Raw genomic sequence first — 22,837 nt, 5'->3', positions numbered from 1 at the left:
CAGGTTCACACTCGACGTGATCTCTAGCCGACGTCGGAGGCCGCGGCGCGCTTGGCGGCGACCAGCGGGTCGATCAGGTCGGTGATGACCTCGGTGACCTGACCGGGCGCTTCCAGCATCGGCACGTGCCCCATGCCCGCCAGGGTGATCCGCCGTGCATCGGCAGGCAGGCCCTGGCTGATGAGCTTGCCGAAACGACCCGGGGGCACGATCTCGTCCTTCTCACACAGCACCAGCTGTGCCGGAACCGCGATGGTGTTCAGGTTCTGCAGGCCCGGTGCCGGCAGAATCGACGACAGCGACGGCAAGTAGGCCGGGCAGTGCGTGATGTCCTCGAAAATGCTGTGGAAGTCCGGCAGGCTCAGCGCCTCTGTCTCGCCGCAGAGGGCGCGGGCGGTGGCGAACTTGACGAACGGCAGGCCCGCCGCACGGCGGCCCAACAGCCGGGAGAACGCCAGCCAGGGGAGCATGGCCGCGAACTTCACCACGATCTCCGCCTTCAGCGGCGAGTACTTGGTCCAGCCGCCGGCAGGCGCGATGGCGGTGACACTGCGAGCCCGGCCGCGTAGCGCCAGACCCAGCGCGATCCAGCCGCCCAGTGAGTTACCCACCAGATGGGCGGTCTCCCAGCCCTTCTCATCCATGATCTCTTCGACCTGGTCCAGGTAGGTATCGACCGAGCGCTGCGACAACGGAGGCAGCGCGGGCAACGGTCCGCCGCCGTTGTGTCCGGGGTAGGTGGGTGCGAACACCTCGTATCCGGCATCGGCGAGCTGCTCGGCCACGGTCTCCCACACCGACTGCGACAGCATGAACGGATGCAGCAGCAGGACCGGCTCGCCCTCACCCATCTCGATGGGCGCCCGCTTGCTCGACGACTTCGACAAAATGGCTTCCAGCATGCGGTCCTCCTAGTGCGCCAACATCAGCGTTGACATTACTGTCTGTTGCGTCAACTTACCGTGCCCCGTGGTGCCCATCACTGTCGGCTGTTCTTAGCCTCAGCGGCTCATCACTGTCAGACCTCTCGACTATCGTCGGCGATCGATGAGCACCGAGAAGATCACCGTCACCACCATCAACGTCAACGGCATTCGTGCCGCGGTCAAAGAGCGGTCCACGGAGAACCGGGGGCTGCTGCCCTGGTTGGAGCAGACGACCGCCGACATCGTGTGTCTGCAAGAGGTGCGTGCGGAGAACGAGCAACTCCAGGAGGCGCTGGCACCGGCGCTGGCCGCGGGGTGGCACGTGGTGAACGCCTCGTCGAGCGTGAAGGGACGTAACGGTGTGGGGATTCTCAGCCGCGTCCCGGCCACCTCGACCAAGGTGTCGCTCGACGCCGATGGCGGCGAGTTCGACGAAGCCGGGCGGTATCTGGAGGCCCAGGTCGGCGATCTCACGGTGGCGAGCATCTACCTGCCCACCGGGGAAGCGGGCACGGCGCGCCAGGACGAGAAGGAACGATTCATGGCGGCGGTGGGCGCCAGGATGGCCAAACTGGTTGCGAGCGGGCGCGACACGGTGATCTGCGGTGATTGGAACATCGGGCATACCGAGCGAGACATAAAGGCCTGGAAGGCGAACCAGAAGAAGGCCGGGTTCCTGCCGGAGGAGCGGGCCTGGGTCGGCTCACTGCTCGAGGCCGGATGGGTCGATACCTTCCGGCTGCTGCACCCCGATGTTGATGGACCGTACAGCTGGTGGTCGTGGCGGGGTAAGGCCTTCGACAATGACGCGGGCTGGCGCATCGACTACCACCTGGCGACCGCCGATCTGGGGCAGCGCGCACACGCGGCGCGGGTCGAACGCGCCGACGCCTACGCGCTGCGCTGGTCCGACCATGCGCCGGTGACGGTTGAGTACCGGCTGCACTAGCCGATTGAGCGTCCTGTGCTCGGGAAAAATGGTTTTGACCGGTCATGCCAGGATGGATGCACTATGACTGCCGACAGGACCGCTGAAACCGCCGCCCGGGGACGCCTGTTCTCGGGGATTCAACCCACCGCCGATTCTCTCCATCTCGGAAATGTGTTGGGCGCGGTGCAGCAGTGGGTGCGGTTGCAGCACGAATACGAGGCGCTGTTCTGTGTCGTCGACCTGCATGCCATCACGGTCGCGCAGGACCCCGAGGAGCTACGCCGACGCACGCGCGCAGTAGTTGCCCAGTACGTGGCGCTGGGTGTCGACCCGGCCGAGAGTGCGATCTTCGTGCAAAGCCATGTCCCGGCGCATACCGAATTGGCTTGGGTACTGGGATGTTTGACCGGCTATGGCGAGGCGTCGCGGATGACGCAGTTCAAGGACAAGTCCGCCAAGCAGGGGAATGACGCCACCACCGTCGGCCTGTTCACCTATCCGGTGCTGATGGCCGCCGACATCCTGCTGTATCAGACGAATGTGGTGCCGGTGGGCGATGATCAGCGCCAGCATCTCGAGCTGACGCGCGATGTGGCGCAGCGGTTCAACGGCCGCTATGGCGAGACCTTCGTGCTGCCGGAGACATTCGTGCCGAAGAATGCGGCGCGGATCTACGACCTGCAGGACCCGACGGTGAAGATGAGCAAGTCCGCCTCGACGCCCGCCGGGTTGATCAACCTGCTCGACGATCCAGCGGTCTCGGCCAAGAAGATCAAGTCGGCGCAGACCGACAGCGATCGGGAGATTCGTTTCGACAGGGAAGCCAAGCCGGGTGTTTCGAACCTGCTGAGCATCCAGTCCGCGCTCACCGGCGCCGATATCGACACACTCGTCGACGGCTATGCCGGGCGGGGTTACGGCGACCTGAAGAAGGACACCGCCGAGGCGCTTGTCGAGTTCGTCACGCCGGTGCGTGACCGGACAAACGAGCTGCTCACCGATACCGCGGTGCTCGACGACATCCTGGCGGCAGGTGCGGCGCGCGCCAGAGAGCTGGCAGAGAAAACTCTCACCGAGGTCTATGACCGGATAGGGTTTGTCCGGCCCGCGAGGTAGCGAACAGTAGAGGCGGTGAGTGGTGGCCGAAGACGATAAGCCCGGGATTCTCGACCGCTATCGCGCAAGGTTTCCCTGGTTCGACCACATCATGCGCATGCAGGAGCGCTACCAGAAGGTCAACGGCAACTTCTACGCCGCCGGAATCACGTATTTCACCGTCTTTGCGCTGTTTCCGCTGATGATGGTCGGATTCGCGGTCATGGGCTTCGTCTTGTCCAGGCGGCCGGACACGATTGCGGAGTTACGGGGCCGGATCAGCGGGGCCATCTCCGGCGAAGTGGGCAATCAGCTAATCAATCTGATGGATACCGCGATTGCCTCGCGTACCAGCCTGGGCATCGCGGGTCTTGCGACCGCGGCCTGGGCCGGGCTGGGGTGGATGGCCAACGTGCGGGCGGCACTGAGCGCCATGTGGGAGCAGCCCAACGACTCCGACGGGTTCGTGCGGGGCAAGCTCTCAGATCTGGTGGCATTGGGGTCGACGTTCGTGGCGCTGGCTCTCACCATCGCGGTCACCGTTGTCGGTAATGAGAAAACGATCCTGCGCGTACTCGGCTGGTTCGGGCTGCATGACGTCTCGATACCGGCAGTGCTGCTCAAGGTCGTCACCATCGCCATAGCGACCGTGTTGTCGTGGGCGCTGTTCACCTGGATGATCTCGCGGCTACCCAGAGAGCGGCTGCCGTTCTCCAGTGCGGTGCGGGCCGGGCTCATCGCGGCGATCGGCTTCGAGCTGTTCAAACAGGTCGCGTCGATCTATCTGAGCGTGATCATGCACGGTCCCGCGGGCTCCACGTTCGGTCCGGTGCTGGGCATCATGGTGTTCGCCTACATCACTGCGCGTCTGCTGTTGTATGCCACCGCGTGGGCGGCCACCTCCGATGGGAACCGGCCCTTTGTCTATGTGCCGCCGCCCGAGCCGGTGGTCATCACTACGCGGATCGAGACCGTCGAGCGGCCCACCAAGCTGGGTGTCCTCGCCGCCTTCGGCGCTGGAGCTCTTGGTGCTCTGGGTATTTCGTGGCTAGGCCGCGGCGGCGACTAGCGGTTTAGGCCTGGCGGCGGTTGAGTGATCGCGCCGCCAGGATGAGACCGAAGACGATCATCGCGCCGATGATCGTCACGCCCACCCGGACCGGGACGCTGTTGACCGCATCCGTGGTGAGACCGGCGGCTTGGGGCGTGGCCGCGTTGTCGGCATGCGGCTTGGTCAGCAGCGCAGGGTCGGGATCGACGAGCTTGCCGATCGAGGCGTCGCGTGGCGTCGAGAACCCGTAGTCGAGTAGATGGGCGGCCTGCTCCCACGGAGCTATCGGAAGACGCGTGCCTCGCAGCATGGTGACCACCAACCGGCGGCCGTCACGCTCGGCGGCGCCGACAAAGGTCTGTTGCGCGTCATCGGTGTATCCGGTCTTTCCGCCGAGCGCGCCGGGGTAGTTGTAGAGCAGCCGGTTGTCGTTCGTCATCTCGTAGGCCGGATGATCGTCGGGTTCACCGGGTTTGGCGGGATGGCCGGGGAAGGTCGCCTTCGGAGCCGACACCAGATCGGCGAAGGTGGGGTCTGCGAATGCGTACTTGTAGAACAAGCCCAGGTCGTAGGCCGAGGTGCTCATGCCGGGGCCATCGAGACCGGAGGGGGTGGCAACCCGCGTATCCCGCGCGCCGAGTTTCTGCGCCATGTCATTGATCTTGGCGACGGTCTCGGACATGCCTCCGAGCTGGACGGCCAGCGCGTGTGCGGCGTCGTTGCCCGAGTTCATGAGCAGACCGGTGAGCAGCTGCCGGACGGTGTAGGTGCCGCCGACGTCGACACCGACTCTGGTGCCCTCGCTGTTCGCGTCGTCTTGGGTACCCACCACCGCCTGGTTGAGGTTCAGGTTGTTGATGGCCTCCATGGCGACCAGCACCTTGATGACACTGGCGGGTCGGTGCCGGGCGTGGGGGTCCTTGGCCGCCACCACATTTCCCGTGTTCAGGTCGGCGATGAGCCAGGATTCCGCAGAGACGTCATTGGGGACGGGCCCCGCCCCGTTAGGAGTGATCACATCGCAGCTTCCGAGCATCTCGCCGCCGATGGGCTTGGCGGGCACCGGGAGTGGCGCGGGCGGATCGCCACCGGCCTTGGGAACCTCGGAGGTGTCGACTGCCGGTGGCGTGACGACCTTGTAGGGGCACCCGCTGGTATCCGGCGGCGTGAACCCGGGCTCGGCAGTGGCCAACGGTGTGCTTATGGGGAGGGCGGCGACGATCAGCCCGGCGGCGGTGGCCGCGGCGAAGCGCGTCGCGGCTGCTCGCAGCGACGGGCGGCGATCGGGCGCAGGAATCCAGGTGGTCATCGCCTTGCCACAGTAAGTGACCACCACCCTGAACTGGGGGATGTTACGCCTGTGTCGGATGTGACTTCTGGGTCGACTACCCTGACGGCGCGATATCGGCCAGGTTGATATGACCGACGGCCGACGATCCGATGCAGCCCAGCCAGAGACGCCCGCCGGACTCCACGACGCCGGTCGTGGTCTGCAGCAGTGGGTCGCGGCCGCGGATGTTCACCACCGCGGCCCCGGTGTCCGGATTGAACGCGACAACCCAGGCGTCGGCCGCGACGGCAGGCTGAATCGATTCCGGAAGCCGCCAGAGGAGCTTGCGTAGCAGCGGAGCGCGCGGCACGAGTGTTTCCAGCGCGGCATTGCGGGGCCCCGCCATCGCGACCCAGATCCGGCCATCGGAGCCGGTGCTGATGTTGTCCGGCATGCACGGCAATTCCTCGACGAGCCTGGAGGTCTGTCCCTGCGCAGAACCCGACAGCGCGATCGTGCTCAGGCGCCGGCCAATGGTTTCGGCGTACACCAAGCGAGACTCGTCGGCGGTCAGGGTGACGCCGTTGGTGAAGTACAACCCGTCGGCGATGGTGGTGACGGTGCCGTCGACATCGCGGCGGAATACCCTGCCGGTGCCGCGGCCCTCGATGGCGGCGGCCCGATACTCCTCGAAGGGGAAGCGTGCCGTCGACTCGCTGAAATAGATTGTCCCATCGGATGCTTCGGTCACATTCGAGCAGAAGATGAGTGGGGGGCCATCGACCTTGGTGACAAGTGGCTCGATATCTCCGGAAGCCGGATCGAGGGCCAGCAGCTTGTCGCGGCTGCAGATCAGCACGCGTCCATCGCGCGCGACATGCAGGCCCAGGGGTGGGTGCTCGGTGGTCGCGACGTGTGTGACCTCGGCACCGTCGGGGGAGATGCGGAGCATCTTGCCGTCCACCACGCCCGTCCAGATGTTTCCCGCGGCATCGGCCACGACATCCTCGGGCCCATGGCCCGGGAGCGGCACCACCGTGAGCGGGGGTAGGGGCCGTGGGTTCAGGGATAGTGCCCGCACTCCGGGCGGCTGCCAGCGGACGGGGTCAATCGACGGCTTGGCCATGGGCTCACCTTATTGCAGGCCTAGGCTCAAGAGGTGGCAGTTCCGGTTCGCGATCGCACCGACGAGTTCGAGGCGCTGCGCCCTCGGTTGCAGGCGGTGGCCTACCGCCTCACCGGCAGCGTCGCCGACGCTGAGGACATCGTTCAGGACGCGTGGTTGCGCCTGCACTCTACGACCGTCGAGATCGAGGACCTGGCGGCGTGGCTGACCACCGTGGTGTCCCGGCTGGGCCTGGATCGGCTGCGGTCGGCCGTCTATCGCAGGGAAACCTATGTGGGGGAGTGGCTTCCGGAGCCGGTGGTCACCGGTTTGGACGGCAATGATCCGCTGGCCGTGCTGGTGGCCAGTGAGGACGCGCGCTTTGCGGCGATGGTGGTGCTGGACCGTCTGGCACCCGATCAGCGCGTGGCCTTCGTGCTGCACGACGGATTCTCCGTGCCCTTCAAACAGATTGCCGAGATCCTCGGCATCAACGACGTGGCCGCGCGTCAACTCGCCACGCGTGCGCGTCGGACGGTGAGTGCGACGCCGGAGCCGGTGGGCGATGCCGAGCACAATGCGGTGGTCGGCCAGCTGCTCGAGGCCCTCATGTCCGGCAGTGTGGAAGCCGTTGTCCGACTGTTGCATCCGGACGTGACAATGACGGGGGATTCCGATGGCAAGGCACCCACCGCGGTGCGGGTCATTCGCGGCCCCGACAAGGTGGCGCGGTTCCTGCTCGGATTGCTGGACCGTTACGGCCCGCAGATGATTCAGGCCATCAATCCGGCGTTGGTGAACGGACAGTTCGGCATGTACCTGACCGAGACAGACACCGACCCGGATTTCAGGCCGGTGCTGCCGCGGGTCAGCGGATACACCGTGCGGGACGGCAAGGTGCTGGCGGTCTGGGATGTGAGCAATCCCGACAAGTTCAGCGGTACACCATTGCGCAGCGGCTAGGCGTCCGACGTGTCCTCGATGGCCCACGGAACCCGGCAGGCATCGCCGGAATTGAAGCCCTGCTCGGTGATTCCGAGGGCGGCGTACGTCCGGGCGCGCATGTTCTCGACGCCGACCTGGTAGGTCAGCTCGATCACTCCGGCGTCACCGAACCGCCGACGTAGATCCTCGACCTGCTCGTCGGTGATGTCATGCGGATTGCCCGTCATCGCATCGGCATAGGCGATGGCTGCGCGCTCGTCGGCGGTGTACAGCGGCGAGGTCGCGTAGTCGTCGATGGCCTTGAGGCGCTCGACATCCAAGCCGTCGAGCCGCTGCAGCATGGAGCCGAAGTCGACGCACCATGAGCAGCCCACCGTGCGGGCGGTCCAGAACACCGCGAGTTCTCGCACGCTGGCCGGCAGAACCTTGGATGCGCTGCCCAGCATCTGTTCGTGCGTCGCGGCGGCCACCATCAGCTTGCGGTGGTGGGCAAGCACCGTAAACGGTTCGGGCACTTGGCCGTATCGCCGCTTGGCGACCCGGTACATGATGCGTGTGAGCAAGGAGGCTTGTTGCGGGGGGACTGGATTGATACGGGTTGTTTTGCGTGATTGTGCGGTCATATCCGTATGACGAGGCAGCCCTCGGATGTGTGACAGGGCGCGCCTCGGCATAGAAAAAACCGCCGGGCGTGAGCATTGGCGCTCACACCCGGCGGTGCAGACGGGTCGATCGGTTAGCGCGCGAACATCAGTGCGCGCTTGACCTCCTGGATCGCCTTGGTGACCTCGATACCGCGCGGGCAGGCGTCGGTGCAGTTGAACGTGGTGCGGCAGCGCCACACCCCGTCCACGTCGTTGAGGATGTCCAGGCGCTCGGCGGCGGCCTCGTCGCGGCTGTCGAAGATGAACCGGTGTGCGTTCACGATCGCCGCGGGACCGAAGTAGCTTCCATCGCTCCAGAACACCGGGCAGCTGGTGGTGCAGCAGGCGCACAGGATGCACTTGGTGGTGTCATCGAAGCGCGCGCGGTCGGTCTGGCTCTGGATGTGCTCACGTGTCGGCTGGTTGCCGCTGGTGATCATGTACGGCTTCACGGCGCGGAATGCGTCGAAGAAGGGTTCCATGTTGACCACGAGGTCCTTTTCCACGGGCAGCCCGCGGATCGGCTCGATGGTGATGGTGAGCGTCTTCTTGGGCTTCTTGGGCAGCAGATCCCGCATCAGCACCTTGCAGGCCAGCCGGTTGACACCGTTGATGCGCATGGCATCCGAGCCACACACGCCGTGCGCGCAGGAGCGGCGGAAGGTCAGCGTGCCGTCCAGGTAGCCCTTCACGTACAGCAGCAGATTCAGCAGCCGGTCCGTCGGCAGGCACGGCACGCGGAAGCTCTGCCAGCCGGCGGCGTCCGGATCTTCGGGGTTGAAGCGCTGAATCTTGAGCTCCACCATGACCGCGCCGTCGGGGACCGGCGGCAGCGGCGGGTCGCCGGCTTCGGCTTTCTCGATAACCGCAGTCATCTCAGTACTTCCGTTCCATCGGCTCGTACCGGGTCTGGACAACGGGCTTGTAGTCCAGCCGGATATCGGACAGCAGCTCGGCACCCTGCTTGTACGCCATGGTGTGTCGCATGTAGTTGGTGTCGTCCCGGTTCGGGTAGTCCTCGCGGGCGTGGCCGCCGCGGGATTCCTTGCGGTTGAGCGCACCGACCACGGTCACCTCGGCGAGTTCGAGCAGGAAGCCCAGCTCGATGGCCTCGAGCAGGTCGCTGTTGTAGCGCTTGCCCTTGTCGTGCACCGTGATCCGGCTGTACCGCTCCTTGAGCCGGTGGATGTCCTGCAGCGCTTGCTTGAGTGTCTCTTCGGTGCGGAACACCGCGGCGTTGTTGTCCATCGACTGCTGCAGCTCGGTGCGGATGTCGGCCACGCGCTCGTCACCGTGCTCGGAAAGCACGTCCGCCACCCACTGGGTGACCATCGTGGCCGGGTTCTCCGGCAGTTCGACGAAGTCGTGGGAGTCGGCGTACTCGGCTGCGGCGATACCCGCCCGGCGGCCGAACACGTTGATGTCCAGCAGCGAGTTGGTGCCCAGCCGGTTGGCGCCGTGCACCGAGACGCAGGCGCACTCGCCCGCGGCGTACAGCCCGGGAACCACGTTGTCGTTGTCGCGCAGCACCTGTCCCTTGATGTTGGTCGGGATGCCGCCCATCACATAGTGGCAGGTGGGGTACACCGGAACCAGCTCGGTGACCGGGTCGACACCCAGGTAGGTACGGGCGAATTCGGTGATATCCGGCAGCTTGGCTTCCAGCACGTCGGCACCGAGGTGGCGCACGTCGATGTAGACGTAGTCCTTGTTGGGGCCCGCGCCGCGGCCCTCCAGCACCTCGAGAACCATTGAGCGCGCGACGATGTCGCGAGGTGCCAGGTCGACGATGGTGGGGGCGTAGCGCTCCATGAACCGCTCGCCGTCGGCGTTGAGCAGACGACCACCCTCGCCGCGCACGGCTTCGGAGATCAAGATGCCCAGACCGGCAAGGCCTGTCGGGTGGAACTGGTGGAACTCCATGTCCTCCAACGGAAGTCCCTTGCGGAACACAATGCCCAGGCCGTCGCCGGTCAGGGTGTGTGCGTTGGAGGTCGTCTTGTACATGCGGCCCGAACCGCCGGTGGCGAAAACGATTGCCTTGGCGTGGAACACATGGATATCGCCGGTCGCGAGCTCGTAGGCGACCACGCCGGTGGCCACCGGGCCGTTGGGCGTCTCGGTGAGTACGACATCCAGTGCGTAGAACTCGTTGAAGAACTCCACGTCGTGCTTGACGCAGTTTTGGTACAGCGTCTGCAGGATCATGTGCCCGGTGCGGTCGGCGGCGTAGCAGGCGCGGCGCACCGGCGCCTTACCGTGGTCGCGAGTGTGGCCACCGAAGCGGCGCTGGTCGATTCGACCCTGGGGTGTCCGGTTGAACGGCATACCCATCTTCTCGAGGTCGAGGACGGCGTCGATGGCCTCCTTGCACATGATCTCCACGGCGTCCTGGTCGGCGAGATAGTCGCCGCCCTTGACGGTGTCGAAGGTGTGCCACTCCCAGTTGTCTTCCTCGACGTTGGCCAGCGCGGCGCACATGCCGCCCTGGGCGGCGCCGGTGTGACTGCGTGTCGGGTACAGCTTGGTCAGTACCGCCGTACGAACGCGAGGTCCGGCCTCCACCGCGGCACGCATACCCGCGCCGCCCGCGCCGACGATGACGACGTCGTACCGATGTTCCTGAATCATTGTGGAAATCGCCCCTAACCGATGTTCGGGTTGAAGGTCAGCAGGACGTACGTGCCGAGCACAACCGTGAAGATGATCGACAGTGCCAGCAGGCAATTGAGCCAGAACCGGGTCGAATCCTTACGGGTGTAGTCGGCGATGATCGTGCGCATGCCGTTGCCGCCGTGCAGCTGAGCCAGCCACAGCATCGTCAGATCCCAGGTCTGCCAGAACGGGCTCGCCCAGCGTTGCGCCACGAAGTTGAAGTCGAGGCGGTACACGCCGTTGTCCCACATCAGCATGATGAACAGGTGGCCCAGGGCCAGGAAGATCAGGACGATGCCCGACAGACGCATGAAGATCCACGCGTACTTCTCGAAGTTGGGCATACCCGATGCCCGCCGGGGTGCGCGTGGATTGTCCAGTGCGGCAGGGCGGTCGTAGTTGCGCTCCATGACGGGAGCGAGGCGGCCACTGGCGCGGGCACTCGCGTTCGGACCGGTCTGAGGTGTTGTCATAGGAAACGCTCCGCCATGTGCATGAGAATCCGGGTTACCGCGGGAACCATCACCACAAACCAGACGCCGCCGATGATCCACAGCATGAGCCGCTGATAACGCGGGCCCTTGGACCAGAAATCGACGAGGATTACCCGGACGCCGTTGAGTGCGTGGTAGAGCACCGCCGCGACCAGGCCGAGTTCCATCAACCCGACGATCGGGGTCTTATAGGTCTCAATCACCGAGTTGTACGACTCGGGGCTCACCCGTACGAGTGCGGTATCCAAGACGTGGACAAAAAGGAAGAAGAAAATCGTGGCACCGGTAATGCGATGCAGGACCCAGGACCACATTCCTGGATCACCACGGTATAGCGATCGCTTGAGGCGATTACCTTCACGGCCAGATGTGGCCGTATCGGGCGTCGCAGTCGTCACGTGGGCCTCCAACACCAATGGTGGACTGGGGCCAAACGGCGCGGTAAATGGGGGCGTCCATGACGCGCAACCGATGGCCCAACGGTGGTCGGCGAACCGTCATCCGAACTCTAAACCCATTCCGAGGTGGCGCCGAAATCGCGTGAGCGCGAAAAAGCGCCGAAATGCACCGTACTCCAAAGTAAGTTAGGTAAACCTTGCACGAGCAAATGATGAGCCGACGCGACTCTCATGGGGTCGACAGGGAGGATTCCCGATCATGTTGATCGACTGGAATGAATTGCGGGACAAAGCATATGCGATCACCAAGCATGCGTATGCGCCCTATTCGAAGTATCCGGTGGGTGCGGCCGCGCTCGTCGACGATGGTCGGGTCGTCGTCGGCTGCAATGTGGAGAATGTCTCATATGGGCTAGGTCTCTGTGCGGAGTGTTCTGTGGTGTGCGCCCTGTTCTCCACCGGTGGAGGGCGGCTGGTTGCGCTCTCCTGTGTCGATTCGCGCGGTGAGGCCCTGATGCCCTGTGGCCGGTGCCGCCAGCTACTTCTCGAACACGGTGGCCCTGACCTGCTGATCGATCACTCGGATGCGCCACGAAGGCTCGCGGAGCTGCTCCCGGAGGCTTTTGGCCCCGATGACCTGGAACGAGGCCGGCTCTGATGGCAAACATGTACACGTTCGATATGCCGTCGATCATCGCTGCCAAGCGTGACGGCGGGGAACTGAGTCCGGGAGCCATCGACTGGCTGATCGGCGAATACACCCGTGGCGCCATCGGTGAGGAGCAGGTCGCGGCGCTGCTGATGGCGATCTATCTGCGCGGGATGAACTCCGCCGAGACGACAGCATGGACCGCGGCGATACTGGCCTCAGGGGAGCGGCTGAATCTGTCCGGACTGTCTCGCCCGACCGTGGACAAACACTCCACCGGTGGCGTGGGGGACAAGATCAGCCTGCCGCTGGTCGCGGTCGTGGCCGCCTGCGGGGCGGCGGTGCCGCAGCTGTCCGGCCGCGGTCTCGGGCACACCGGCGGCACGCTGGACAAGCTTGAGTCCATCGCGGGCATCCGGGTCGACCTCACCAACGAGGAGATACGTCACCAGCTTTCCGATGTCGGGGCGGTGATCTGTGCGGCCGGGGCTTCGTTGGCGCCCGCCGATCGAAAGCTGTACGCGTTGCGGGATATCACCGGCACCGTGGAATCGATTCCGCTCATCGCCGGGTCGATCATGAGTAAGAAGCTGGCCGAGGGCACCGCCGCGCTGGTCCTCGACGTCAAGGTGGGCGCCGGGGCATTCATGAAGTCCGAGCAGCAGGCGCGCGAATTGGCCTCGGCGATGGTCGATCTGGGCACCGCACACGGAGTTGCCACCAGTGCGCTGCTGACCGCGATGGATACCCCGCTCGGGGCCACCGCGGGAAACGCGGTCGAGGTGCAGGAATCACTTGACGTGCTGGCGGGGGGAGGCCCCGATGACGTTGTCGCCCTCACGGTGGCTCTGGCCCGCGAGATGCTCGCCGCTGCCGGTATCGACGGCAAGGACCCGGCTGCGACGTTGACCGACGGCACCGCGATGGACGTGTTCCGGGCGATGATCAGTGCGCAAGGCGGGGATCTTTTGGTGCCGTTGCCGGTCGGCAAGTGCCAGGAGACTGTGCTCGCTCCGTCCAATGGTGTGGTGCATCACATCGATGCGATGCCGGTTGGAGTCGCCGCGTGGCGGCTCGGGGCCGGGCGCAGCCGTCCCGGAGAGTCGGTACAACATGGCGCGGGCGTGCGTATTCACCGGCGCCCGGGTGAGCCGGTGGTGGCCGGCGAACCGCTGTTCACGCTGTACACCGATACCCCCGAACGGATGCCCGCGGCGCTCGACGCGCTGGAAGGTGGATGGGGTATCGGTGCGGCGCCGCCCGCTGCCGCACTCATCATCGATAGACTTTCGGTGTGACGGCCGAACTTGATTTGGTGTCAATCACCCAGGCTCCCAAGGCGCTTCTGCATGACCATCTCGACGGGGGGCTGCGGCCCGGCACCGTCCTCGACCTGGCCCGGGAATCTGGGTACGAGAGCCTGCCTGCCGAGGACGAGAGTGCCCTGGCTTCGTGGTTCCGTACCGCCGCGGACAGTGGCTCTCTGGAGCAATACCTGGAGACCTTCGCGCACACCGTGGGTGTGATGCAGACGGCGGCGGCGCTGCACCGCGTGGCCGCCGAGTGCGTGGAGGACCTCGCGGCCGATGGCGTGGTGTACGCCGAGGTGCGCTTCGCTCCCGAGCTGCACATCGATGCCGGCCTGACCCTCGACGACGTCATGGACGCCGTGCTGGCCGGTTTCGCCGACGGGGAACGGCAGGCGAGCGCGGCCGGCAAGCGCATCAAGGTGCGCACCCTGGTCACCGCGATGCGGCACGCGGCACGGTCGCGGGAGATCGCCGAGCTGGCCGTGAAGTTCCGCGATCGGGGTGCCGTCGGGTTCGACATCGCCGGAGCCGAGGCGGGCTATCCGCCGAGCCGCCACCTCGATGCCTTCGAGTACATGCGTAATGCCAACGCCCGGTTCACCATCCACGCCGGTGAGGGGTTTGGATTGCCCTCGATCCACGAGGCGATCGCCTTCTGTGGTGCCGACCGGCTGGGCCACGGTGTGCGCATCGTCGACGATATCGACATCGATCCGGACGGTACGGCGCATCTTGGCCGACTGTCATCGCTGCTGCGTGACACCCGCGTGCCGTTGGAGCTGTGCCCGAGCTCGAATGTGCAGACGGGAGCGGTCGCCAGCATCGCCGATCATCCCTTTGACCTGCTGGCACGGTTGCGATTCCGGGTGACCGTGAATACCGACAACCGGCTGATGAGCGATACCTCGATGAGCCGCGAGATGCTGCGGCTCGTCGAGACGTTCGGGTACGGCTGGAGTGATCTTCAGCGTTTCACCATCAACGCGATGAAATCAGCCTTCATCCCGTTCGATGAACGGCTGGCGATCATCGACGACGTGATTAAACCCGGATACGCGGTCTTGATCGGCTAAACTGGCTAGCCGCGCACTACTCGCGGCGCAGCCGCGCTTCCAGGGCGCGCTCCAGCGTCCGCCAGCTCTCGGCCGCATCCGCGAAGGGGCCCTTCGGCTCGTCGTGCTTATCCGGTTCGAGCAGATGCCCGACCAGCTTGCCCAGCGCGGTGTCGCCATCCAGCTCGGCGTCGACGCTGTCATCCTCGGAGTACTCGGCGACATCGGTCAGCAGCTCCACCGCCAGCTCGAGCTGATCGCGGTCCACCTCGTCGACGCCGTCCTCCAGGTCATCGGCCAGGCCCGTGAACACGTAGATGTTGTCGTCGGTGATGTCGATCCGCAGCGAGCCGTCGGTGGCGGCAGTACGGATGTCGTCATAGGTGCTTAGGTCGGACAGGTCGTGATCGTGCTCGTCGGCCAGATACCGGGCCAGTGCCCGCTCGGAACCGAACACACTGATTCTTCCGTTGCGTCCCAGGAAGATCGGCTCGTCGTTGAGGTAGCAGCGCAGTGTGTAGAACGTCCCCGAGTTGGTGATCATCTGGATCGGGTCGATACCGACTTCCAGCCAGAAGTCCTCGTCGCCGCCCAGAACCGGGGCGTCCTCGTCTTCGGTGTCGTCGTCCTCGGTGTCTTCGTCTTCGTCGCCGGACTCGTCGTCAGCGTCGTCGTCGGAGCTCTCGGCGTTCGAGCCGGATTCCTCGTCGAGCAGTTCCAACTCGTCGTCATCTTCGAGGTCGTCCTCGTTGTCGACGGCATTCTCCGCGGCAGCAAGCAGCTCGGCATCGGCGGCGGCGGAGAGTTCCTCATCGACATCCGGGGTGGCGGCGATCTCGTCGATGGCATCGACCACCGAATCCCAGGACTTGCCGACGATGGCACCGATCTGGTTCCACCGCTTCAATCCGTCTTTACCGGTGAAGCTTTCGGCCCCGCCCGACAGCGTGCCCAACACGGGGTTGCCGTTGATGAGCTTGTTGATGGGTGCCAACTCGCAGACCGCGCCGATGGAGGCCACGATCGCCAACGTGGCACGCAGCGTGTCGACGGCGTCCTCGCTCGGCTTGTCGGCAACCAGCTCCGGCACCCCGATCAGATCGAAGCGATTGTCGTCGTCGGGCTCGAGTTCGTCGGCCGACAGTGCACCCAGCGTCGACCACGCGGGATGATCGACCAGATCGTTGTCGTTGTCGGTCCGTACGAAGGCCACCAGATCGGCCACCGACTCGAACACGTACAGATCGTCGTCCTTGCCGAGAAACGCCTCCCACTCGTCTCCGGCGTCGCGCCACCGCGGGGCCCACAGGGTGACCACGTCACCCTCTGTGAGCCCGAGTTCGATGGGAACGATGTCAGCAGCCATGCGGCAAGCCTAGCCAGAACGGCTGAGTTGAGCGAAAGACCCACCGCGAGAACTGGCACACGCGCGGCGAACAGAGCCGCTCGGGCCCCGGTGGTCTACGACTGGGCATTCGGCCGCGGCGCGGCCGTCAGGGTGACAAGGGCCGCAAAAGCATTGTCACGCAACGCGAATTTTGTGGCCGAGGCGTGCAGTCGCAGCCATCCGCCGGAGACAGCGCGCACCCGGAGCACCCCGGTGGTCGACCCTGTCCGCAGCTCTTCACGCATGTTCCTCGCCACCGCGGCGTCCTCGGGATGGATGCTCTCGGGCCGATCGGGGTCGTAGCGCCATGCCAGGTCGGGGTAGGGCGTGTCGATCCATTTGAGGACGGCGAAGGTGTCGACGTTGATCAGCACCCGATGTGCTCCAGGGATCGCGACCGCATCCAGGATCTGCTGCGCCAGTCCCACCCGAGGTTCAGCGGGACTGTTCTGCACCCGTGTGCACACGATCCTGTTGATGCGCGCCACGGTCCCTGTCACGTCGGTTTCCTTGGATGCCCGCCCGGCGTAGTGGACTTGAAGGGTGTTTCCCTGGTGGTCGGCGGCCAGACATGTTCCGCAGAACGTCGAATCGAGTTCTGGGTTCACGGCGTTGGCCATCAACTCGATGTTGTGCGGACTCGGCAAGACGGGGGCAAGGCCTTCGGCAATGGCTTGTTTCTCGGATCTGTTCTGTGGGTCGAAACCCATCACGTCGAAGTACCCCTCGGTGAGCGTTGTGACCGAAGTGTCCAGATCGCCCAGGCACGCCCCCGCAACGGGGCGCGGCGGCGGCTCGAGGTCTGCCGGTCCAAACCACACCTGGACGCCGTGAACATGCACCTGTCCCATCGCTATCGGATGCACGCGCACGATGCGATCCCGTGCCGGCGTGAGGGCCTCTGCGGGATCACCCGTGCGACGGCAGTCGGCGATCGCCGCCTCGATCAATGGGCGGTGCCGGTTGCGGCCCAGTACCGATTCGAGCGGAGTCATGTTGCGGGCCTGCGATCCGATAGCTATGACCGTGGGCACGTCGCTCAGGGTCTCTAGCAGCATCCAATCGCCGGCCATGCCGGGATGTTAGCAATTTTTGAGCGAAGATCTGGTGCGTGCGTTCGGCCCCGCTACCGGCGCCGATGGGTGATAAGTGCGACGGTCGCATCCTCGTTGAGCCGAACGAGTTGGGTAGAGCAGTGCAGCGGTTCCCAGCTGTCGTCGTGGCAGCGGAACCGGATTACCGCCTCGGTCGCACCAAACACGGCGTTGTCGATCATGAAGTTCAGGTTCGCCTGGTCGTCCGGGTGAATCTTGGGGCGACCCAGTGGGTCGAATTCCCAATGCCATTCCGGGGCAGGAGGATCGATCCACTTGATCAATTTCCGCGAAGCGATCATGACTAACGCGCGATACATGCCGGGTTCGGCGGTGGCCTCGAGGATCTGCTGCTCCAGCAGCGGGACCGGCGGCGCCGGCTGGCCGACTCGCAGGTTGATCGCGCGCCCCAAACGCTCGGGGACGCCCTGCCGGTTGGGTTCCAGAACCAGTCGGCTGGCGAAATGGCACAGCGTGGGATTGCCCTCGCTGTCCACACCGGGCCAGGTCGCGCTGTAGGTCATGCCCTCGGTCGCCGTCACGATGAGCCCCAGGACATCTGTTTCGCCCGGATTGGGCGCCAGGTAGCGATACAGCTCGGGCATGCTGATGTGGGCGTGCGGCTCGGTGGGAGCCATTCCCATGGCCAGGGCGGCACCGTCACTGATGTGCAGGGCGCCGGTATCGGCGTTGAGGACCACCGCGCCGCCCTCGCGCGGGGGATCGGCGGAGGGGCGTGTTGCTCCTGTCCACAGCCAGACCCCGTGTACGCGACCATCGGGCATGGCGATCGGCCGGATGTCGATCACCGAATCCGAATCGGGTGGCCCGATGCTCGCGGCCTTGTTTGCCTTGGTCGCCGCGGTGATGACTCGGCGAATCAGACCGAGATTTCGATTACGGCGCAGGAACACGCTGAGCGGAATCATGTTCCGGGGCTGACTGCCGGACGCTATGACGGTGGGCTCGTCGCCGAGTGTTTCCAGCAGAAGCCACTCGCGTGCCACCTTCGGATGTTATCAGCGCAGCACGTGCCGGCGGTCGATCAGCGCTGGGTGCGGAGCAGGGCCGCGAGTATTCCGAAAAGGTTGCGCTGGGCAGGTCAGACGCGATATTTTCTGCTGGCTCCCGCGATCGGCGGGCTAAGTGCGGACCCTGTCTCTTCGGGCCGCGCCCGCAGCGTGGATGTGCTCTGTGTGGCGGCCGTTCGGCCGATCACACACGTACATTTTTGGTCGCCGCGAGCACCTACCGGTGCACATATGAGGGGTCGGTAGGTGTGACGGTGACCCCCGGCGCCTCATCGGGTCGGGTGAGGTGTGATTCCTTGGCGCAGATCCGCCTTCGTCTTTTCCGCTAATGTGCCCACGTGAGCATGCCGGCGCTGAGAATGGCGCAAACCTATCTGCCGTTTCTGCGGCCGCTCAAGTTCGGCGCGTACAACATGGGCACTCGGCTGTTCGGGTGGCGCATCGATCCCGAATTCCGCCTCCTGGGCCGCTTGGGGCCCATCTCGGAGGCGGTGGACATCGGCGGCAACTGGGGCCAGAGCATCTGTGCCCTGCAGCGCACGGCGGCACCGGAGCGGATCGTTAGTTTTGAGCCCAATGCCGTTCTGGCTCAGCGGCTTAGACACCGATATGAAAGCAAGACCGTACACGTGCATGCCTGCGGACTCTCCGACGCGGACGGTACCTTCGATCTGTTCGTTCCCCGATACCGGAACTTCGTTTACGACGGTCTGGCCTCCCTCGATGAGAACGAGGCGCGCGGCTGGCTCAACCCGGACACCCTGGCGGGGTTCGACGCATCCAAACTGACGATCGAGCGCCATCCCGTACAGGTTCGGCGGCTGGACGACTTTGGCCTGGATCCTCAGGTGATCAAGATCGACGTGCAGGGTCTGGAGGCGGCGGTCATTCGCGGTGGACTGGCTACGATCGGTGCTTCACGTCCGGTGATGATCATCGAGACGCCGTCGGATGAAGTGGTGTCCCTGCTGCAGCCGGCCGGGCTGAGGCCGTACGCCTATCGAGACGGACGGCTCAGCCAACACTGGCGGGACACCAAAAATACGGTCTTTCTGACCGATTCACACCGAGACCGCGTGGGGCTCTAGCCCCGAAGCCGGTTACGGCTGTGGGTTCTTCAGATCGACCATGAGCTGAGCGAAGACCCGCTCCCGGTGATCGAAAGCCTGACCCGCAGCGGCGGCGGCGGTGGCCACCACGATCTGCCCAACAATGTTGGGAGACAGTTTGGTGACCGAGTCGTCGAGTCGCAGGTTGGTCAGCGCGCCGTTGCCGTTGGCTTCCGCCTCCACATGGCCCTGCGCCGAACGCGCCCATCCGCGAAGGTCTTTGAGCTCCTCGACCGCACTGTTCAGGATGTGGCCGCCGGCGCGAGCCTTCGTCATGGTCTCCTGATACTGCTGTTCGAGCGCCTTGAAGAAGTTGAGGTCTGGCTCCGTCATCAGGATCTCCGTTCCATCTGCTCTTCGGATTGGCGCAGTTCCAGGTCGGCGACCTGGGCAGGTGTGGCCAGGCCGAGCTTGTCCAGGATGTAATCCGGGATACCGGTCTCGGCGAGTTCTTCGCGGCGGGCTGCTCCGCAGCGCGCGGCCCCCAGTTCGCACAGGTTCAAGATCTCCCGTGCGACTGCCGACGAGCCGCGGGCGAGCATGTCGGGTTCGATCTGAACCTCAAGCGGTAGACCGAATTCGGACACCTTGACCCGCAGCGTGCGAGCACGATTTGTCATATCGATGCTCGCACGCGGCTCGGGCCGCGGCACTCCGGAACTAGGAAGTGGGTCGGTAGAATCCATGGAATCCCTGCCCGGCGTTGGTGGTGCGGATCGGGGAGATCTGCACCGGGTCACCGGCTTCGACCATCATTCATAATAGGTACTAATCGATTATGCTGACGGCATGCCTACTGCGGTGATCTATACGAGGGTGTCTAACGACCAGTCGGGCCGGTCGCGGTCGACGGATGATCAAGAGCGCGAATGTCGGACCGAGTGCGATCGGCAGGGTTGGATGGTCCGTGAAGTATTGTGCGACAACGATATTGGAGCATCCCGATTCTCGGGTAAGGGCCGGCCAGCGTATCTGAAGTTGAAGGAGATCTTGTCGCCTGGCGACGTGTTGGTGACGTGGGAGGCGTCAAGGGCTCAGCGTGACCTCCGGGCCTATGTAGAGCTTCGGGATCTGTGCTTTGAGCGTGGAGTGTTGTGGTCCTACAGCGGGCGGACGTTCGATTTGTCGCAGGGTGACGACCGGTTCGGAACAGGCCTGGATGCATTGCTTGCGGAGAAAGAAGCTGAGCAGATCCGTGAGCGTGTACTCAGGGGTAAGCGAGCAGCAGCGTTGGCGGGCCGTCCGCCAACTCGCCCGATCTGGGGTTATCGGACTAAACGGGATTCCGTCAGCGGTCGGTCCATTGGGTGGGTTCCAGACGAGCAGTTGGCCCCAGTTGTTCGCGAGGTGGTCGAGAAGGTTCTGGCCGGTCAGTCTTTGTGGCCGATTGTTAGGGAGCTAGAGGAACGCGGAGTCCCGGCACCAACGAGAAAGCCTGGTCAGCCGGGGGAGTGGAAGCCGCAGAAGTTGCGGCAGACATTGATGTCGCCCAGCTACGCGGGACTTCGGATTCATCAAGGAGTGGTCATCGGAAAGGCTTCGTGGGAGCCATTAATCTCCGAAGAAGAACACCGTCAATTAGTCCGCTTGCTGACTGACTCTCGCAGGGTCACTCACAGGGGGTGTGAGGTTAAACACCTATTGACAGGGATTGCAGTGTGTGGCGTATGTGGGGGTGTAATGCGATTCTTCGCTCCACCGTCAAGCAGTTCCAGGCCTAGGTATCTATGTTCGCTTAGGAATTGTGTAGCCAGGCGTGCGGAATTGGTCGATACGCGTGTTCAAGAAGCGGTACTAGCGTTCCTGACGTCGGTTGACGCGTCTGTGTTCGCCAGTGGTGATGATCGCGAATCGGTAGCGGCCTTGGAACAGGCGCAGGTGTTGCGCGACCGGTTGGCTGAGTATGCGGAATTAGCGTCGAAGGGGAAGGTGTCGCCGGAGTCGTTCATGCGCATTGAGGGCAGCTTGTTGGCGGAGATTGCTGAGATGGAAAGCAAGGCTAACGTGGCGATGTCCAACCCCCTGGCGGAGAGACTTGCGGGGCCGGAGGCGCGGTTGCGGTGGGATCGATTGACGTTGATTGAGAAGCGTGACGTTATTCGGTCGTTGGCGAAGGTGACGATTCTGAAGTCGACGGTAGGCACTCGCAGGTTTAATCCTGATGATGTTGCGATTGAGTGGCGTTGACGGTTAGCGGGAGTTGCCGGAGCCGAGGGTTGGTGGGGTCCAGGTGCCGTTGGTGTGGTGTTCGAGTTCGGCGGTCTCGATGGGGTCCAGGGTGGCTAGCCGGTGTGCCAGGGTGTGTTCGTCGACCCAGAGGTGCGCTGCGAGTTTAGTGATGCTGCCGTGCGGGTGGCGCTGGTAGGCGTCAATCAAATCGGGTAAGCCGATGAGACGGTAGGCGGCGGTGGTGTCGGCGACGAACTCGCCACCGGGGCTGCAGTGCTGGTGTTGCTGCAGGTGCACGATGGTGTGCGCGATGCGGCTGCGCCGTGCGGCTTGGTCGAGGTCGGTGGAGAGCCAGATGATTCGTCCGTCGTGGCGGGCCGGGGTCTTGGCGGGCAGGTGGTCGGTGTAGATGACCCGGATGTTCGGGTAGCGCTGTCCGAGGTGTCGCCATGGGTGGTAGCGGGCGTCGAGGGTATCCACGTTGGTCATGGCGCACACGGTAGAGCGGGCCTCCGACAAGTAAACCCACCCTGACCTGCGTCTTTGTCTTACATTCGTGTAATTTCAGGGGGTTTTGCGGCGGCGGGCGTGCCGCCTATTTTCGTTTTCGGGGGTGTGTAGCAGGGCGTTGATGTTGTCGCGGTCGTAGTTGACTTGGTCGAGTTCATCGGCCAGTGCTTGGACGGCATCGCGCAGCATGGCGTCGCGGCGCGCGAGTTCGGCGAGTAGGAGCCCGGTGGGGATTTTGGTGACTACCTCGGTCAGATCCTCGGTGCTGGCGGCGGGATTGTCGGCCGCGCCGGTGGCTTGTAGGGCGATGGAGCGCACGAGGGCTTCGTCAACGTCAGGGAACGCGTCGGCTAGACCTGCCAACAGGGCGCTGCTGGGCATTTGTGGCAGGTAGGTGCGTTCGTCGTTGAGCAGCTTGTAGACGTAGGTGCGCGAGATCTGTGCCTTCTCGGCCAGCTCGGCGACGGTGTAGTGGTAGGCGGCGAGCTGATCGTTGAGCCAGCGGCTCAAAGCGTGCGCCACAGGGGGCCTCGTTTCCTTGTTGGCGGGCCGATTCACGATGACTGTCAACCCTTTGTTGTCAACAGTTCTCTTTCGTGTCAACAGGTCAGTGATCTGCACTAACAGTGGTCAGAGTAGGCCGGTGCCGCCTTTGTTGTCAACAAGGATCGCCTGGTTTGTCGGATATTGGTGTCAGACTGTTGACGAATCCGAGATCCAGATGAATGACGAGAGGCAGCCGGTGATGACAGCGGTGATGAAGTCCAACAGTATGGCGGGGGATGTGCCCGGCAGTGTGAGCGTTGATGGGCCCTTGTTGGTGGCTTATCTGCGGCGCAGTGGCCTGTCGCAGGCGGCGTTGGCGCGGCAGGTGGCGTGCAGCCGCCAGATGATCCACCTGTTGGTCTCGGGTAAGCGCTCCTCGTGCACACCGGCGATGGTCGCCTCCATCGAACGTGTTCTCGGGGTGGCTACAGGCACCTTGCTGACCACCGTGGCGGGGCGGTAACGG

25 protein-coding genes and 1 pseudogene are annotated in these 22,837 nt (G+C 64.4%); 11 read left to right on the top strand and 15 right to left on the bottom strand.

What is annotated here, in order from left to right; all coding sequences use genetic code 11:
• Positions 1-23 precede the first annotated feature (23 nt).
• Positions 24-902, bottom strand: coding sequence for an alpha/beta fold hydrolase (locus tag RHO23_RS14930; RefSeq protein ID WP_064409448.1), 879 nt, complete (start codon positions 900-902; stop codon positions 24-26).
• Positions 903-1,047: 145 nt separating this feature from the next.
• Here RHO23_RS14930 and RHO23_RS14925 point away from each other — a divergent pair, with 145 nt between their 5' ends.
• The 3 genes from RHO23_RS14925 to yhjD all read left to right on the top strand — a co-directional run bounded on the left by RHO23_RS14925 (position 1,048) and on the right by yhjD (position 4,021).
• Positions 1,048-1,875 carry an exodeoxyribonuclease III gene (locus RHO23_RS14925; RefSeq protein ID WP_064409447.1) on the top strand — a complete coding sequence of 276 codons (828 nt, stop codon included), beginning with the start codon at positions 1,048-1,050 and terminating at the stop codon, positions 1,873-1,875.
• A gap of 63 nt (positions 1,876-1,938) precedes the next feature.
• Positions 1,939-2,973: a tryptophan--tRNA ligase gene (trpS, locus tag RHO23_RS14920; RefSeq protein ID WP_418037393.1), complete on the top strand. Its 1,035-nt coding sequence runs from the start codon at positions 1,939-1,941 to the stop codon at positions 2,971-2,973.
• Between the two features lie 19 nt (positions 2,974-2,992).
• A complete protein-coding gene (gene yhjD, locus RHO23_RS14915; RefSeq protein ID WP_423488030.1) occupies positions 2,993-4,021 on the top strand; it encodes an inner membrane protein YhjD in 1,029 nt (342 codons plus the stop codon).
• Positions 4,022-4,025: 4 nt separating this feature from the next.
• On the opposite strand, the gene RHO23_RS14910 is transcribed toward yhjD, so the two are convergent.
• Both RHO23_RS14910 and RHO23_RS14905 read right to left on the bottom strand, forming a co-directional pair.
• The gene (locus RHO23_RS14910; RefSeq protein WP_064409445.1) at positions 4,026-5,312 is read right to left on the bottom strand and encodes a D-alanyl-D-alanine carboxypeptidase family protein; all 1,287 of its coding nucleotides are present in this window, start codon (positions 5,310-5,312) and stop codon (positions 4,026-4,028) included.
• A 76-nt stretch (positions 5,313-5,388) separates the two neighbouring features.
• Complete coding sequence (locus RHO23_RS14905) at positions 5,389-6,399, bottom strand: SMP-30/gluconolactonase/LRE family protein (RefSeq protein WP_423488029.1); 1,011 nt, start codon at positions 6,397-6,399, stop codon at positions 5,389-5,391.
• 33 nt (positions 6,400-6,432) lie between these two features.
• Between RHO23_RS14905 and RHO23_RS14900 the strand changes: the two genes are divergently transcribed.
• Entirely contained in the window at positions 6,433-7,341 is a 909-nt protein-coding gene (locus RHO23_RS14900; RefSeq protein ID WP_418037396.1) for a sigma-70 family RNA polymerase sigma factor, read from the top strand.
• On the opposite strand, the gene RHO23_RS14895 is transcribed toward RHO23_RS14900, so the two are convergent.
• From RHO23_RS14895 to sdhC, 5 genes are all read right to left on the bottom strand, one after another.
• Entirely contained in the window at positions 7,338-7,946 is a 609-nt protein-coding gene (locus RHO23_RS14895) for a carboxymuconolactone decarboxylase family protein (protein ID WP_064409443.1), read from the bottom strand. The genes RHO23_RS14900 and RHO23_RS14895 overlap by 4 nt on opposite strands.
• Positions 7,947-8,059: 113 nt before the next feature.
• Complete coding sequence (locus RHO23_RS14890) at positions 8,060-8,842, bottom strand: succinate dehydrogenase iron-sulfur subunit (protein ID WP_064409442.1); 783 nt, start codon at positions 8,840-8,842, stop codon at positions 8,060-8,062.
• A 1-nt stretch (position 8,843) separates the two neighbouring features.
• Positions 8,844-10,598 (bottom strand): succinate dehydrogenase flavoprotein subunit, encoded by a 1,755-nt coding sequence (gene sdhA / locus RHO23_RS14885; protein ID WP_030096826.1) that lies wholly within the window; start codon positions 10,596-10,598, stop codon positions 8,844-8,846.
• Positions 10,599-10,612: 14 nt separating this feature from the next.
• Entirely contained in the window at positions 10,613-11,095 is a 483-nt protein-coding gene (locus RHO23_RS14880; RefSeq protein WP_044105172.1) for a succinate dehydrogenase hydrophobic membrane anchor subunit, read from the bottom strand.
• Positions 11,092-11,430 (bottom strand): succinate dehydrogenase, cytochrome b556 subunit, encoded by a 339-nt coding sequence (gene sdhC / locus RHO23_RS14875; protein WP_030096828.1) that lies wholly within the window; start codon positions 11,428-11,430, stop codon positions 11,092-11,094. The genes RHO23_RS14880 and sdhC overlap by 4 nt, the downstream gene beginning before the upstream one ends.
• A gap of 343 nt (positions 11,431-11,773) precedes the next feature.
• On the opposite strand from sdhC, the gene RHO23_RS14870 reads away from it, so the two are divergent.
• Genes RHO23_RS14870 through RHO23_RS14860 form a run of 3 tightly spaced genes read left to right on the top strand, consistent with a single transcriptional unit; the run spans position 11,774 to position 14,546 of the window.
• A complete protein-coding gene (locus tag RHO23_RS14870; RefSeq protein WP_064409441.1) occupies positions 11,774-12,172 on the top strand; it encodes a cytidine deaminase in 399 nt (132 codons plus the stop codon).
• Positions 12,172-13,461 carry a thymidine phosphorylase gene (locus RHO23_RS14865; RefSeq protein ID WP_418037397.1) on the top strand — a complete coding sequence of 430 codons (1,290 nt, stop codon included), beginning with the start codon at positions 12,172-12,174 and terminating at the stop codon, positions 13,459-13,461. Before RHO23_RS14870 ends, RHO23_RS14865 begins: the two co-directional genes overlap by 1 nt.
• Positions 13,458-14,546, top strand: a complete 1,089-nt coding sequence (locus tag RHO23_RS14860) for an adenosine deaminase (protein WP_030096831.1) — start codon at positions 13,458-13,460, stop codon at positions 14,544-14,546. The genes RHO23_RS14865 and RHO23_RS14860 overlap by 4 nt, the downstream gene beginning before the upstream one ends.
• 16 nt (positions 14,547-14,562) lie before the next feature.
• Here the strand turns inward: RHO23_RS14860 and RHO23_RS14855 are convergent, their stop codons facing one another.
• From RHO23_RS14855 to RHO23_RS14845, 3 genes are all read right to left on the bottom strand, one after another.
• Positions 14,563-15,891, bottom strand: a complete 1,329-nt coding sequence (locus RHO23_RS14855) for a primosomal protein (protein ID WP_070941321.1) — start codon at positions 15,889-15,891, stop codon at positions 14,563-14,565.
• 95 nt (positions 15,892-15,986) lie between these two features.
• On the bottom strand, positions 15,987-16,985 hold the full coding sequence (locus tag RHO23_RS14850; protein WP_064409438.1) for a GAF domain-containing protein: 999 nt from the start codon (positions 16,983-16,985) through the stop codon (positions 15,987-15,989).
• A 53-nt stretch (positions 16,986-17,038) separates the two neighbouring features.
• Positions 17,039-18,013 (bottom strand): GAF domain-containing protein, encoded by a 975-nt coding sequence (locus RHO23_RS14845; protein WP_064409437.1) that lies wholly within the window; start codon positions 18,011-18,013, stop codon positions 17,039-17,041.
• A 368-nt stretch (positions 18,014-18,381) separates the two neighbouring features.
• On the opposite strand from RHO23_RS14845, the gene RHO23_RS14840 reads away from it, so the two are divergent.
• On the top strand, positions 18,382-19,125 hold the full coding sequence (locus RHO23_RS14840; RefSeq protein ID WP_109535823.1) for an FkbM family methyltransferase: 744 nt from the start codon (positions 18,382-18,384) through the stop codon (positions 19,123-19,125).
• A 12-nt stretch (positions 19,126-19,137) separates the two neighbouring features.
• On the opposite strand, the gene RHO23_RS14835 is transcribed toward RHO23_RS14840, so the two are convergent.
• Entirely contained in the window at positions 19,138-19,479 is a 342-nt protein-coding gene (locus RHO23_RS14835) for a YbaB/EbfC family nucleoid-associated protein (RefSeq protein ID WP_057964483.1), read from the bottom strand.
• A complete protein-coding gene (locus RHO23_RS14830) occupies positions 19,479-19,832 on the bottom strand; it encodes a hypothetical protein (protein ID WP_206193552.1) in 354 nt (117 codons plus the stop codon). Before RHO23_RS14830 ends, RHO23_RS14835 begins: the two co-directional genes overlap by 1 nt.
• A gap of 103 nt (positions 19,833-19,935) precedes the next feature.
• Here RHO23_RS14830 and RHO23_RS14825 point away from each other — a divergent pair.
• Positions 19,936-20,673: pseudogene (locus RHO23_RS14825) on the top strand (recombinase family protein); the annotation flags it as partial.
• A 237-nt stretch (positions 20,674-20,910) separates the two neighbouring features.
• The gene (locus tag RHO23_RS14820; RefSeq protein WP_423489294.1) at positions 20,911-21,333 is read left to right on the top strand and encodes a hypothetical protein; all 423 of its coding nucleotides are present in this window, start codon (positions 20,911-20,913) and stop codon (positions 21,331-21,333) included.
• Positions 21,334-21,336: 3 nt separating this feature from the next.
• Here RHO23_RS14820 and RHO23_RS14815 read toward each other — a convergent pair whose 3' ends face one another.
• Together RHO23_RS14815 and RHO23_RS14810 are read right to left on the bottom strand one after the other, a co-directional pair.
• A complete protein-coding gene (locus tag RHO23_RS14815; protein ID WP_423488027.1) occupies positions 21,337-21,804 on the bottom strand; it encodes a hypothetical protein in 468 nt (155 codons plus the stop codon).
• Positions 21,805-21,879: 75 nt separating this feature from the next.
• The gene (locus tag RHO23_RS14810; RefSeq protein WP_423488026.1) at positions 21,880-22,347 is read right to left on the bottom strand and encodes a hypothetical protein; all 468 of its coding nucleotides are present in this window, start codon (positions 22,345-22,347) and stop codon (positions 21,880-21,882) included.
• Between the two features lie 199 nt (positions 22,348-22,546).
• On the opposite strand from RHO23_RS14810, the gene RHO23_RS14805 reads away from it, so the two are divergent.
• Complete coding sequence (locus RHO23_RS14805; RefSeq protein WP_423488025.1) at positions 22,547-22,834, top strand: helix-turn-helix domain-containing protein; 288 nt, start codon at positions 22,547-22,549, stop codon at positions 22,832-22,834.
• Positions 22,835-22,837: the final 3 nt, after the last annotated feature.

Origin of the sequence: Mycobacteroides sp. PCS013, assembly GCF_049532645.1 — a bacterium.
In the GTDB taxonomy this organism is placed as follows: Bacteria; Actinomycetota; Actinomycetes; order Mycobacteriales; family Mycobacteriaceae; genus Mycobacterium; species Mycobacterium gwanakae.
This window is presented reverse-complemented; position numbering and strand designations above follow the sequence as displayed.